Below are 13,966 nucleotides of genomic sequence, written 5' to 3'. Positions count from 1 at the left end.
GCTATAAAACACGCCTTAATTTTTCTGAAAGTATTTTCTTTAACGTAATATAGTCTACAATATCTTGTAGGCTATTTTCTTTTTCCGAAGCTTCTGTCTGCGTTTGTATTTCTGCAGAAAGCTCTGCTATTTTTTTTGAAACCAATTCTCTGCGAAGATTTAGGATGGTCTCAGTTACAATTTGAGAAATGGTAAATTTCTTTTCCTTTACGTAAATTTCATTACGTTCCCAATCGTGTAACTGATATTTTTCTTCCTGCATTAAAATATCTGTAATTGCTGCTGCTTTTTCGGGCTCTAACTGGTTTACGAGCGTCTCTATCTTAAAATCCTGTTGCTGATTTAAACGTTCAATGATTTCAAAATAAAGTTCTTTAAATTCGGTATTTGTGAATTCTACCTCATCGTCTTGAAGGTCCAGGTAAATTTTTTCAAAAACCTTGGCATTAGATTTTTCAGGAGAAAAAGTGATTTCTCCGGCTTCATTAGTTTCTAAAATTAAATCTTCAAATTCTTCCTCTACCATTCCGTAGAGCAAAAGCAGTTCAATTATTTTCCGTTCCAGTTCATATTGAACATCAACCTTTTTAATTTGTTCAGGAACCGCTGGAACCACCTGCATCTGTTCTTGTTGCTGAGCAGGTTTTTTGGAAGCGTCCCTTCTTTCTTTCTGCAGTAATTGCGCCAGGGTGTTAAAAAGAACTTCTTCCGAAATATCCATAATGCGCGAACACTCCTTAATATACACCTCCTGCTTGATCACATCTGGAATCTTGGAAATACTCACCACCATATCACGAATGGTATCGGCTTTCTTAATAGGATCATTTTTAGCATCTTTTGCCAGCAGTGAAGCTTTAAAAGCAATAAAATCTTGGGATTGCTCTTCCAAATACAGCGTGAGATCCTCCAAGGAATGTTCTCGCGCAAAACTATCTGGGTCTTCACCTTCGGGGAACGTACATATTTTTACGTTCATCCCTTGTTCCAGAATTAAATCTATACCCCGTAAGGAGGCTCTTAATCCTGCCGCATCACCGTCAAAAAGAACGGTAATGTTTTTACTCAATCTATTAATGAGCCGTATCTGTTCTGGTGTTAAGGCCGTTCCTGAAGAAGAAACCACATTCTCAATCCCTGTTTGATGAAACTGAATCACATCGGTGTAGCCTTCTACCAAATAACAATTATCCTCTTTGGCAATAGCTTGTTTTGCGTGGTAAATTCCGTAAAGCACTTTGCTTTTATGGTAAATATCACTCTCTGGAGAGTTTAAATATTTGGCGGCTTTTTTATCGGTTGTAAGAATTCTTCCACCAAATCCTAGTGTACGACCGCTCATACTCTCGATAGGGAACATCACTCTGCCTTTAAAACGGTCAAATTGTTTCTCGCCCTTAACGATGGTTACTCCGGTTTTTTCGAGAAAACTAAGCTGGTATCCGTTCTTTAAAGCCTCCTCTGTAAAGGCACTCCATTGGTCTGGAGAATATCCTAAACTGAACTTTTTTATAGTTTCCTCTGTAAAGCCACGTTCTTTAAAGTAAGATTTCCCAATTGCCTTGCCTTCTTCAGTTTCTAAAAGCGTTTTATGGAAATATTCTTTTGCAAATTCACTGACCAAATACAGACTTTCCCGCTCGTTGGCTTGTTCTTTTTGCTCGTCGGACTGTTCGGTTTCTTCTATTTCAAGGCCGTACTTTTTGGCGAGGTATTTAATAGCTTCGGGGTAGGTAAAATGTTCGTGTTCCATTAAAAAGGAAACTACATTCCCTCCTTTTCCGCTACTAAAATCTTTCCAGATCTGTTTCACCGGACTCACCATAAAACTTGGGGTACGTTCATCACTAAAAGGACTTAATCCCTTAAAATTACTCCCGGATTTCTTTAATTGCACATAATCCCCGATCACCTCCTCTACGCGGGCGGTTTCAAATACATTGTCTATGGTGGTTCGAGAAATCATTTACAATTACGAATTACGAATTACGAATTACGAATTACGAATTACGAATTACGAATTACGAATTACGAATTACGAATTACGAATTACGAATTACGAATTGTAAAGATGTGAAAATCCTATCGTTTTAAGTTTTACTTGGGTACATTATTATAAACAATAGTGAAAAATAAAACCAATGTCTCCATGAATCTCCTTTTACTCTGTGAAAGCTTGCCCGCCGAAGGCACGACAGGCGGGTCTGCGTAAAAGCTATACCATAGAGATTCGCGGAGGCGCGAAAAGGTTCACGGAGAAATTGTACTTGTCAGAAAACCAGGAAACAAAAAAAGGTTTCCGAGAGCGGAAACCTTTTTGAAATTGAATGATGAATGAGTGGCTAATCCCAATCCCATCGAATACCAAGCGAAACATTACGCTGCTCGGTAGGATTATCTTTAAAAATAGTATTTAAGTCGTATTTAGCATAGAGTGAAATATCTCCATAGCCAATGTAACCTGAAAGACCGTAGATAAGAGAATTAGTGTTATATCCAGCTTTCAATTTTTGTTTTACCTCTTCGCCATCGTCTTCAAACTTTAACTTTTGGCGTGTACCTAAGTTAATTCCTGCATACCCACCAAAACCAACTTTAACGCTATTTGAAGTATTATATCTAAAGTAATCTTCCTTGTCAATTCTCTTTGAAGGTCCAATTTCAAAATGAATTGGCACTACCAAGTTGTCCATTCTAAATTTAGATTTATCGAGGTCTAACCCAAAATCCTGCAATTCAGTTTGTGCTCCTGTATCCACAAAATAACGGTTGTCCGTAGGCTTCAAACCATTAAACTGCAATGACAACCCATATCTAAAACGCAACCAATTGCTTTCTTTAAATACACGTGTACTCCAGACCAATCCTAATTCTGCATAACGGCTACCTGCAATTTTATAGGGAGAATCGTCCAAACTTTGTCCCTCGATAATTGCATTGTTAAGTCCAAATGAAAACACGAATTGAGACGATGTCCTACGGTCGTATTTTATTGTTACACTATCTCTATGCTTAAATTGTACCCCAAACCAGTTTTTACCGGTAGCATCATCTTCTCCAATCCCGAGTGAAAAAACATTCTTCCCCTCACCATTTACTGTTCCATTTCTTTCAAGTAAAGCAATTTTATTTTCGATAATCGCTACCCTATTCTCAATATTCAACGCTCTTTTTTCTGCAGCTTCTTGTTTTAGATTGTCTGCTTCGGCTTGGGTGATAGTTCCGTTTTCAACTTGTTTGTTGATGGTCTCCACCTCTTTTTTTAAGGCATCTTTTTCTTGGTTAACTATTTCTGTTTTTGCTTTTTGGAGGGTTTCCAAAGCAGTTACTTCTTCTTGAGCAATGCTCAAACAAGTTGCTAGTATCCATAATACCAGCGCAATACTTAAGTTAATTATTTTCATAACTGTTCGTGTTTTTAGTGTTCCTGATTAGGGAACGGATTGATGACTACCCCTTCCGCTCCGCCAAGGCGGGACACCTTCCCCTCCAAAAGGGGAAGGAGCAAAAAAGGGCTTTTATAAATTAAGTTTAATTATTGGGTGAAAGATCTTCGCCTCCGCGAAGATTCTAGTTGTTGCGTTCTAACACCGCCGTGCGTACTTTATTGAAACCTTCACCCAAGGCGTCAAAGACTTTGTCTCTAAAGCCTCGTTCCAGCTCGTTTTCCACATCGTTTAACAGACTGGCCGGATCAATGGTGACTGTGGCTTGCTGGAGCAATCGTTGGTTTGCAATATCCCGTTGTGCTTTCTGCAGTAATGCTTCAATAGCTTCTGCGGTGATGCTACTATTTGTTTTTTGTAAACTTTCTACCTGGGCCACCACTTCATCTACTTTTAATTTTATAAAATCGTTGCTTTCCAATTTTTTAATAGCTTCAGTTTTGGGATAGGTTTTCTCTAGGTGTGCGATTTTAGTTTCAGCATTCGTAGTTATAATTTCTTTCTCTTCTCTCTCCTCTATATTCTCTTCATTTTTTCCTGAAGCTGTTGCAACCCATTGCTCTGTATTTTTAGAAAGTGTTTCTGTATTTATTTTTGCTTCAGTTTTAACTGCATCTTCAGCACCAGTAATTTCACTTGTTTTCTCTTCTTCGGAAGTTGCCACTTCGGTTTTATTTATACTTTCAGAAGGAATGGTTTGCTCTACGATTTCATTGGAAACGGTTTTGTTTTCTTTCAGCAAAAAGGAGCCTACTACCAAGACAGCCACCAAACTTGCAGCAATAGCATACCAAAGCGTCTTGTTGCTTGATTTTGGCGCACCAAGTTGCGCTTCTAATTTGCTCCAGGCCTCAGTAGAAGGCTGTAGTTCTCGCTCTTCGAGCTTGGTACGGATGTTTTCTTCAAATTTATTGGGTTCCATAACTCGTTTTATTTTGTTGTTGTACTAAATTTTGAAGCATCTTTCGCGCTTTAGACAATTGCGATTTTGAAGTGCCTTCAGAAATTTGTAATAATTCGGCAATTTCACTGTGTTTATACCCTTCCACCGCATACAATACAAAAACTGTTTTATAGCCTTCCGGTAATGTATCTATGAGCTTTTGAATGTCCTCCACTTCCAATTCCGAAGGAAAGTCTGTCGCGTGGCTCAAGGAATTCTCGATTACAGATTCGTCCTGAAAAAACAACTTCTTCTGTTTCCGAAGTTCGCTTATGGACTCGTTCACCATAATACGGCGAATCCAGCCTTCAAAACTTCCCGCACCTTCGTAAGAACCTAAGTGGGTAAACACTTTTAAAAACCCTGTAAGCATGACTTCTTCCGCCAAATTTGTATTCTTTACATATTGTCTGCATACACTCATCATCTTGGGCGCAAACAGTTGATAAAGCTCGTGCTGTGCCTTACGGTTTCCCTTTTTGGCTTTGGCGATGTGCCTGTCGTAGTTTTTATGTAAAGAAATGAGTTTCATCTATCTATTACATTTGAGAAATATGAAGATGGAACGCCAGAATATATGCCTTCCGTTTTCTTATATTTTTCTAATGGACGTTTCATAAAATGCTTCGCTGATTGCTTCTATTTTTATAGACGGGTATTTTTTGAAAAGGGTTGCCTCAGGGATTCAAAATTTTAAATTTAAGGTTCAAAATTAAAGGTAGGCAATAGGTAGTGGGGATTAGTAATTAGTGAAATTTGCCACCGCACACCTAAATCCCTAAAGGGGCCAACCCTAAAAAATTAATAAATTATTGACTACAAACTACCAGCGTAGCGTCCTACCCGCTACCAACTACCGACTACTTCTTCCTATCAATAACATAATTTACCATTAACTCCAGCGAATCTTTGTAGGGAGATTTAGGATAAGTTTCTAGGAGTTGAAGAGCTTGGAGCCGGTAGTCTTTCATTTTTGAGATAGCGTATTCCAAACCGCCATTATCCTTTACAAAGGTGATTACTTCCTTCACCCGTTTTTTGTCCCTATTGTGATTTTTTACTGAATTGATGAGCCACTTCTTCTCTTTTGCTGAAGCATTATTCAAGGTATATATTAAAGGTAGCGTCATTTTTTGTTCCTTAATATCTATACCAGTGGGTTTGCCAATCTGCTCTTCGCCATAATCGAACAAGTCGTCTTTTATCTGAAACGCTAATCCAATAAGCTCACCAAATTTTCGAAGGTTTTCTACTTCGGCAGCTGGTGCGTGAACAGATTTGGCACCCATCGCACAGCAAGCGGCAATAAGGGTAGCCGTTTTTTGACGAATGATTTCGAAATAGATTTCTTCGGTAATATCTAGTTTTCTTGCTTTTTCAATTTGCAGTAATTCCCCTTCACTCATTTCGCGTACAGCAACCGAAATAATTTTCAGTAAATCGAAATCGTCATTATCAATGCACATTAGCAAACCTTTTGACAATAAAAAGTCACCCACCAGGACGGCTATTTTATTTTTCCAGAGCGCATTTAGGGAGAAAAAGCCACGACGGCGGTTGCTATCGTCTACCACATCGTCATGCACAAGCGTGGCGGTGTGTATCAACTCAATTACGGAAGCGCCACGGTAGGTACGCTCATTCATCTCGCCTTTGTTACACATCTTGGCGATAAGGAAAATAAACATAGGGCGCATTTGTTTGCCCTTTCGGTTTACTACGTAATGGGTAATTCTATTAAGAAGCGCTACTTTAGAAGACATAGCCTTAGAGAATTTCTTTTCGAAATGCTCCATTTCATAATCTATGGGTTGTTTTATTTGCGCTACTATTTTCATACAAGCTGTAAAAATAACGAAAATGGGTAAGGTTTTGCTGTAAATAAAAAATGGAAGCTAATTCTTTAGCTTCCATTTTTTATTATGTTCATCTTAGTTCGTAGCAGATTTAGCCCTATTTCGATATAATGATGTATCTACACAGCTTTCCATTGCGTCAATATCTAAATCTTTACCGATAAATTCCTGAACTTTTTTTGCCATTTTTCTAGGATCATCCAGAACATCTTTATAGTCTACATAGATAAGTTCAACACCTGGTTCGTTACTTTTCCAGGTTTCAATACTTTCTAATTGTTTTCTATATGCATTGTAAAGTTTAACTGGAATGGTATCTGGATCTTTACCCGTCATTACACGCTGGCTTTTAACCACCTCGTCCAGATCTCTCTTCATAAAGATTATTTTGTATCTATATTGAGGATCTAAGTATCCTAGTAAAGGTGCAACTATTTTAACTGCCTTCTCCTGAGAATTACCCAACCAATCATTATTTTTATGGATACTCATTACAGGTTCATATTCGTAATACCCCTTTGGATTTGATAGATCTGCTTCTCTTTTACCGTCCACTAACAAATCCATACCGCCTTTTTCCATCATTTGCATCATAACTGATGTTCCGGATCTGGGCAGTCCAGAAACAACCGTAATTTGGTTTTTTCTGTACGCTTTTGAACTCTTATCGGAAAGGTTTAGTTTTCCAGTTAATTTTTCCTCGATATTTTCAATAGCTTTTTCTGCTCTATGAAAGGTTTTGGGCTGTAAGCGCTTTGCATTTTCAAAAGCAACTTTTGCATTCTCCAAATCTCCAAGTTTTTCTAAAGCTCTTCCTAAAACATAATGAGCTCCTGGATAATATTTTACTAGTTCAATACTTGTAAATGCGTGTTCTGCCGCCCCCTCATAATCCTTCAACTCAAACAGAGCCTCTGCAATTCCTTTATGGAATTTTGCTTTGTCTGGCTCGATGTCAATTGCTTTTTCAAAAGATGCTTCTGCTTCCTTATTGTTTTGCAACAACAATTGCAAGTTTCCTATTCTGTAATAAATTTCTGCATTAGGTCGTCTTTCGAGTGCTTTTTCTAAAACTTTTAAAGCTTTTTTATACTGTTGTTTTCCTTTGAGTATATCTGCTTCGACGAAATAAATATTATAATTTACTTCACTTTTAGATTTTTTATATTCGTTTAGGTACTTTTCGGCCTCGTCATAATCTTCCAAACCAATACTTACCGTCATCAAATCTATATAAAATGGCGTAATATCTATAGGGTCCTCTTCAGAAAGCAATTCAATTAAAATCCCTTTGGCTGTATGGTAATCTTTCTTGCCAAGATACACTCTTGCTTCGTTGTGCTTTAATTCACTTTTAGTTTTCCGAATGGAGGTTGCCAAATCCTCATCAGGTCTTTCTATATAGCCTAATTCGATAAGTTGTTCCATGGTCTCATCATCGGACAATGCTTCATTCAAAATTTCTTTAGGTAATTCTGCAAAATCTCCTTTTACAGTTTCCCAGCTATCAATAAACTTGGGTGTTCCAGGATTTTTAAAAATATCAAGAATGGCTTTTCCATCCATATCCCTACCAATAGGAAGGTCGAAATGGTGCAATATTGTTGGCGCCACATCAATTAAACCAAGACCAAATATTTTTTCATTCTTTTTAATATTCGGCCCCATGGCTACAAATATTCCAAACTGTCTATGGTCTAACGCTGGTGCTGCCGCTACCTTTGGCATTTGGAGTATACGTCGAGAGCCGGATTCAAATCCGTGGTCTGACATCACCATAACAGTTGTGTCATCATCGATTAGTTCAAGCACTCTTCCTAACATCATATCCTGAAAACGATAGGAACTGTTTACTACATCATTATAAATATCATATTTTTCCTGGGTAACCCCTGCCATTTTGGGAGGATGGTATTTCATAAAACCATGGCAAAAATGATCAATCATATCAAAATAGATACCCATGAAGTCCCATTCTGTATTTCGCAGCAAATATGTAGACGCATTATGTAGCGAAACATTCTGGGTTAAAATATTTGAGAAAGGTACCAGACCATTATTTGTGCTTTCCTGATCAATTTTAGCAGCATCCGGCATAAAAGGTAAAAAATGCTCTTTTGTAATTTCCCAGGGAAACATACGCAGATCTTTTAGCTCGTCTACCATACTTTCAGGATGTATTGTTCCTGGCTCTATAGGCTTTTGTTTTTTAGGATCTGAACTAACACGTTGAAATTTATTAGTCACAACAACCCCGTCAATAGGTTCGGCAGGAAAACTTGGCCACCAACCTACTAAGTTACTTTTATATCCTTTATGGTGTAATATATTCCAAATTGCTTTTGCCTTTCTTGAATGTGTTGTAACAGGTCTTATTTTTTGTTCTCCAGGAACAACCTCAATAAATCCTAGCACTCCGTGCTTATCTGGTGTTTTTCCAGTGGCCACAGAACTCCATAACATCGGGCTATAGGGAGGGTTCATGGTACTCATATTTCCATAAACGCCATTTTGTATCATTTTTTGCAATGAAGGCATTTGTCCTTTAGCCAGTAAGGGGCCTATTATCTTCCAATCTGCTGCATCCCAGCCAATTAATAAAAGCTTATTTTTTTTCATCTTCATTTTTTGAATTTTTTTCAAATTTAATCTTCCTCCAAGCTGTAAATGCCAAATCTCCATATGCCAAATGCCCTAATGAACTTGATATAGGCATATTAGAAAAGTCTATTTTTGATTTTTTCTTAATCATTTTATTTTTGTTTGTAGTTTTCCGAACAAAATACATATCTTTATCGCTCGAACGAAAAGTTACGTCATATTAATTTTTCGTAAAAAAACAAAAGTTAACTTTTAAAACCTAAAAATTATGTCAAAAATTACTAAAAACAATTTTGGAAAAAAACTAGCAAAGTATGGAGCTCTTTCTTTGGCTATCGCAGGTGTTGCTGATGCCACTGGTCAAGTAGTATATACGGATGTTGATCCAGATTTCGTAGGTGGAATGGGTGATAGCTTCGCTATTGACTTTAACGCAGATGGAACTGACGATATCCAAGTTTTACAATCAAACAACGGAAACTACGAATTAGTTCAAGCTTTACCTGCTGCTGGAAACGGAGTTATTGCTGCTTCAAACGCAGGATACCTTTATGCTTCTAACCTTGCAGACGGAACAGCTATTGATGGCTCTGGTGCTTTCGGATCTTTCGGATCTTTTTGTGCAGGACCAGGATATACAGGTAGCCAGTTCTGTGGAACAGGTGTTGGTTTAATCGGTGTTCAATTCGATGCTGCTGGAAATACGCACTACGGTTGGGTACGAGTAGATATCGCTGATAGCTCAAACTTTACAGTTCTAGGATATGCTTTTGAATCTACTCCAGATACTGCAATCGCTGCTGGTGACGAAGGTTCTCCATTAGGTGTTAACGAGCAAGCATTTGCTAATTTTGATTTCTTCGTAAGTAACGAGCAATTAAACTTATCTGCTGCTAATGCAATGAATAACGTAACAGTTTTCAGTATTCTTGGACAACAAGTAGTTAACCAAAAATTAAGTGGAACTAACGAAACAGTAAATGTTTCTGCACTAAGCACTGGAATTTATGTAGCTAAAGTTTCTATCGACGGAGCTGTTAAGACTATTAAATTTGCTAAAAAATAATTTAGCTATTTTATAAAATCAAAGAGCGACCCTAGGGTCGCTCTTTTTTGTTATACTATTTTGTAGTATATGCTATTGCTTATTTGCTAGTTGCCCACAGGCAGCATCTATATCTTTTCCCCGGCTACGTCTTACGGTAGCGGGAACTCGGTTTCTTTCTAAAGCTTCCAAATACGCATCTACAGCTTCACCTGCAGCCTGTTGAAACTCGCCATCGTCTATTGGGTTGTATTCTATGATATTCACTTTACACGGCACGTAGGAACAAAATCGCACCAATGCTTCAATATCTTCTTTTGTATCGTTCAGGCCTTTCCAGACAATGTATTCGTAGGTAATTCTTCGGTTTGTCTTTTCGTACCAATATTCCAGCGATTCTTTTAAATCTACTAAAGTGAAATTTTTGGCAAAAGGCATGATTTGTTCTCTTTTTTCCTGAATAGCACTATGCAGAGAAACAGCCAGATGAAATTTCACGTCATCATCGGCAAGTTTTTTTATCATTTTTGGAACACCAGAGGTGGATAGTGTAATACGTTTTGGCGACATTCCTAAGCCTTCTTCTGAAGTAATCTTTTCTATGGAAGCCAATACATTCTTATAATTCATCAAAGGCTCGCCCATCCCCATAAAAACGATGTTGGATAACGGATGCCCGTGGTATAACCTGCTTTCCCTATCTATAGCTACCACTTGATCGTAAATTTCGTCTGGATTTAGGTTACGCATTCTTTTTAACTTTGCCGTAGCACAGAACTTACAATCCAAGCTACACCCCACTTGTGAAGAAACGCAAGCTGTGGTACGTTTGTTAGTAGGAATTAAAACCGACTCTACAATAAGCCCGTCATGTAATTTAACTGCATTTTTGATGGTACCGTCATTACTTTTTTGGAGGCTATCTACTTCAATATGGTTTATAACAAAATTCTCCTCCAGAAGTTCCCGTGTGTTTTTGGAGATATTAGTCATATCCTCAAAGGTATGGCTGCCTTTACTCCACAGCCATTCGTACACTTGATTTCCACGAAAGGGTTCTTGCCCAATAGATTTGAAAAAGTCTCTTAGTTGTTCTTTAGTAAGGGAACGGATGTCTTTTTTGTCTTTGCTCATTGTTCTGCAAAAGTACTACAAATGATAAGAAAAGAAATGAATACGTAGAAAAGCCTGAAGCGTCTTTGCTAAAAATGCCTAACTATAATTTTTTTGGTGATGGCATCTCCAGTATCTGAATCGGTAAGATGGAGGAAGTAAACCCCTTCTTTATATTGGACAACGTGAATAGTGTTGTTGGTATTTTGTAGTTGCCCTTTAGCCACCATTTTACCTACAACGTCATATATTTCGTAATGTAAGTTAGGATACTTATTGTTCATTACGGTAACAAACTCACTTGCAGGATTTGGATAAATTTGTAAATCACCTACAAGTTCATTGTCTACAACATTCAGTAAATTACTTAACGTTTCAATACTCATGACACCACTTTCTTGTGGATCTAACCAATCCATAAGCCTTCTTTCAGGAGTAGCTCCAGCTCCCCATGCTATTCCGAAGCGACCATACACATCGTAATCGTTATTATTTTCGATACCGTTACAAAATGCTTGCCCGGCATACAATTGGCCAATTACCTTTCCATGTTCGTCGAACAGCGGACTTCCAGAAGACCCACTTTCGGTGGTTCCTATTTCCCAGCCATTACCCGTTCCGGCTGAAACACCTCCAATTAACCAGACATCTACTCCATTTGCATTTTCTTTAACGGCACCAGAGTTGTCTCTACAAATCTTCATAATGTCGCCATTGGGGTGGTGTATTCCAACCTCAAAATCTGGGTTTTCATCGTTTGCATCCCAACCTGCAAAAACAATATCCCAACTAGCTGGAATAGGGTTTAAAAGTTCAACCAAAGCAAAGTCGGTTTGCGAATTATTGGCACGAACGGCAACACCACTCAGTGTAAAATTATTAGAAATCTGGGCAGTATCTTCTTCACTACCACAAATAGGACTAGGACTCATCCAGTTAAATCGCACCGACCATAGCGCAGGATTACTCCCTTCCAGGCAGTGATTTGCAGTTAACAGATATGGCGTCTTATCATTTTCGGCATTATTCAATAACACCGAGGAGCATAAATATCCATTCCCAAGATTTAATAGCGCAACAGCCTTTTTTACTACATCCTTAACATCATCAAAATCTGCTCCTACGGGACAATTAACATCATAATTACAATCACCGGAATCATTAAGTTCTCTTGTAGTTTCGGCTACAAATTGATTTATAGCTCCCATTCTATAACCGTGAATTATACTTTCAATCTGAATTTTACACTGTTCATTTATATGTGCAGGCTCAAAATATTCTATCCATATTTCTTCACCATTTATAAACCAGGAGCCTAACGTATTGTGGTCACGATTGTCGGACGGTGTATATGCCTTAGACAAATCGCTTTTATCACCACTATACAATTGTAATCGGGTTTCGGCAGGAAGATAAAAATTACTGAAATTGACACTCATATTTATAGCATCCTGAGACAAGATAGCAAGTTGCCATATTTTATCGCCATTATCCAAGACAGTGCGTTTTCCATCTCGTTTTACGTCTACTAGTAATGCTCTTCTAACGCCGTATCGCCAAGGTTGCGATTTATCCAAATCGTTTATAGCATCTTCTGCATGCAATGCGGTTAAATCTAACGCAGGTAAAATTACAGGGGTTATATTAGATTGGATATTGTTCGACCAACTCACAGGAACACTTTCACCAGATTCCTGAGCGAAATATGGCATTGAAGACAACAGTAAGAACACTAGAAGTAGGTGTTTTTTCATATTGAAATACAAGTTCTTAGCGATAAAACGTAACTAATATACTAGAAAAAATAATAGATTTTAGTATAAAACGATATAAAACAAAAAATCCCGACCAATGGCAGGGATTTTATAGAAAGTAAATGAATTCTTATATAATAAGCATGGCATCACCATACGTATAGAAATTGTATTTTTCTTTAATAGCTTCGGCATACGCTTTTTTAACAAAATCGTGTCCTGCAAAAGCCGCAACCATCATTAATAAGGTAGATTTTGGTGTATGGAAATTAGTTACCATCATATTGGCAATACTAAAATCGTATGGAGGGAAGATAAATTTATTGGTCCAACCTTCGTAATCATTCAACGTACCGTTTGAAGATACCGAACTTTCCAACGCTCTCATCACCGTAGTTCCTACGGCACAAACACGTCTCTTTTTTGCTATTCCTTCATTAATTATTACAACGGCATCTTTTTCTATAGCAATCTCTTCGCTGTCCATTTTATGTTTTGACAGATCTTCCACCTCAACCGGGCTAAAGGTTCCTAAACCTACGTGCAAGGTAACTTCAGCAAAATTTACACCTTTAATTTCTAGTCTCTTTAAAAGGTGTTTTGAAAAGTGAAGTCCCGCAGTTGGCGCCGCAACAGCACCTTCCTTTTTTGCAAAAATAGTCTGGTAACGCTCTGCATCTTCTGGTTCTACCTCTCTTTTAATATATTTTGGAAGGGGTGTTTCACCAAGTTCTGTAAGTTTGTTTCTAAACTCTTCGTAAGAACCATCAAACAAAAATCTAAGGGTACGCCCGCGGCTTGTAGTATTGTCTATAACTTCAGCTACTAAAGATTCATCTTCGCCAAAATACAATTTGTTACCAATACGTATTTTACGCGCTGGATCTACCAACACATCCCACAAACGGGTTTCTGGGTTTAACTCACGAAGTAAAAACACCTCAATACGCGCCCCTGTTTTTTCTTTATTTCCGTACAATCTAGCTGGAAATACTTTGGTGTTGTTTAATACCAATACATCATCTTCTTCAAAATAATCTATCAAATCCTTGAACATCTTGTGCTCGATGGTCTGTTCCTTTCGGTTTAAGACCATTAATCTGGCCTCATCACGATTGGGCGCAGGATGTTCGGCCAAAAGCTCTTCTGGAAGGTTAAAACTGAAGTTCGATAATTTCATTCCCATAGCAGTACAATTTCGTTTAAAA

11 protein-coding genes are annotated in these 13,966 nt (G+C 37.9%); 1 reads left to right on the top strand and 10 read right to left on the bottom strand.

What is annotated here, in order from left to right; all coding sequences use genetic code 11:
• Nucleotide 1: 1 nt before the first annotated feature.
• From dnaG to ACQ2HF_RS07330, 7 genes are all read right to left on the bottom strand, one after another.
• Nucleotides 2–1,966, bottom strand: coding sequence for a DNA primase (gene dnaG / locus ACQ2HF_RS07360; protein ID WP_432412881.1), 1,965 nt, complete (start codon nucleotides 1,964–1,966; stop codon nucleotides 2–4).
• A gap of 376 nt (nucleotides 1,967–2,342) precedes the next feature.
• Nucleotides 2,343–3,404 carry a hypothetical protein gene (locus ACQ2HF_RS07355; RefSeq protein WP_432412880.1) on the bottom strand — a complete coding sequence of 354 codons (1,062 nt, stop codon included), beginning with the start codon at nucleotides 3,402–3,404 and terminating at the stop codon, nucleotides 2,343–2,345.
• A gap of 166 nt (nucleotides 3,405–3,570) precedes the next feature.
• Nucleotides 3,571–4,368 carry a hypothetical protein gene (locus ACQ2HF_RS07350; RefSeq protein ID WP_432412879.1) on the bottom strand — a complete coding sequence of 266 codons (798 nt, stop codon included), beginning with the start codon at nucleotides 4,366–4,368 and terminating at the stop codon, nucleotides 3,571–3,573.
• Nucleotides 4,355–4,921 carry an RNA polymerase sigma factor gene (locus tag ACQ2HF_RS07345; RefSeq protein WP_432412878.1) on the bottom strand — a complete coding sequence of 189 codons (567 nt, stop codon included), beginning with the start codon at nucleotides 4,919–4,921 and terminating at the stop codon, nucleotides 4,355–4,357. The genes ACQ2HF_RS07350 and ACQ2HF_RS07345 overlap by 14 nt, the downstream gene beginning before the upstream one ends.
• Before the next feature lie 328 nt (nucleotides 4,922–5,249).
• A complete protein-coding gene (locus ACQ2HF_RS07340; protein WP_432412877.1) occupies nucleotides 5,250–6,227 on the bottom strand; it encodes a polyprenyl synthetase family protein in 978 nt (325 codons plus the stop codon).
• Between the two features lie 93 nt (nucleotides 6,228–6,320).
• Nucleotides 6,321–8,864 carry an alkaline phosphatase family protein gene (locus ACQ2HF_RS07335; protein WP_432412876.1) on the bottom strand — a complete coding sequence of 848 codons (2,544 nt, stop codon included), beginning with the start codon at nucleotides 8,862–8,864 and terminating at the stop codon, nucleotides 6,321–6,323.
• Entirely contained in the window at nucleotides 8,851–8,997 is a 147-nt protein-coding gene (locus tag ACQ2HF_RS07330) for a hypothetical protein (protein ID WP_432412875.1), read from the bottom strand. Before ACQ2HF_RS07330 ends, ACQ2HF_RS07335 begins: the two co-directional genes overlap by 14 nt.
• A gap of 117 nt (nucleotides 8,998–9,114) precedes the next feature.
• Here ACQ2HF_RS07330 and ACQ2HF_RS07325 point away from each other — a divergent pair, with 117 nt between their 5' ends.
• Nucleotides 9,115–9,912, top strand: a complete 798-nt coding sequence (locus tag ACQ2HF_RS07325; RefSeq protein ID WP_432412874.1) for a T9SS type A sorting domain-containing protein — start codon at nucleotides 9,115–9,117, stop codon at nucleotides 9,910–9,912.
• A 72-nt stretch (nucleotides 9,913–9,984) separates the two neighbouring features.
• On the opposite strand, the gene rlmN is transcribed toward ACQ2HF_RS07325, so the two are convergent.
• From rlmN to queA, 3 genes are all read right to left on the bottom strand, one after another.
• Nucleotides 9,985–11,025, bottom strand: a complete 1,041-nt coding sequence (rlmN, locus tag ACQ2HF_RS07320) for a 23S rRNA (adenine(2503)-C(2))-methyltransferase RlmN (protein ID WP_432412873.1) — start codon at nucleotides 11,023–11,025, stop codon at nucleotides 9,985–9,987.
• A gap of 68 nt (nucleotides 11,026–11,093) precedes the next feature.
• Complete coding sequence (locus tag ACQ2HF_RS07315) at nucleotides 11,094–12,758, bottom strand: T9SS type A sorting domain-containing protein (protein ID WP_432412872.1); 1,665 nt, start codon at nucleotides 12,756–12,758, stop codon at nucleotides 11,094–11,096.
• A gap of 130 nt (nucleotides 12,759–12,888) precedes the next feature.
• Nucleotides 12,889–13,938, bottom strand: a complete 1,050-nt coding sequence (queA, locus tag ACQ2HF_RS07310; protein ID WP_432412871.1) for a tRNA preQ1(34) S-adenosylmethionine ribosyltransferase-isomerase QueA — start codon at nucleotides 13,936–13,938, stop codon at nucleotides 12,889–12,891.
• Nucleotides 13,939–13,966: the final 28 nt, after the last annotated feature.

This window comes from Rasiella sp. SM2506, from assembly GCF_050859505.1.
GTDB lineage: Bacteria > Bacteroidota > Bacteroidia > Flavobacteriales > Flavobacteriaceae > Marinirhabdus.
The sequence above is the reverse complement of the archived record's forward strand: the minus strand, read 5'-3'. Positions and strand labels throughout refer to the sequence as shown.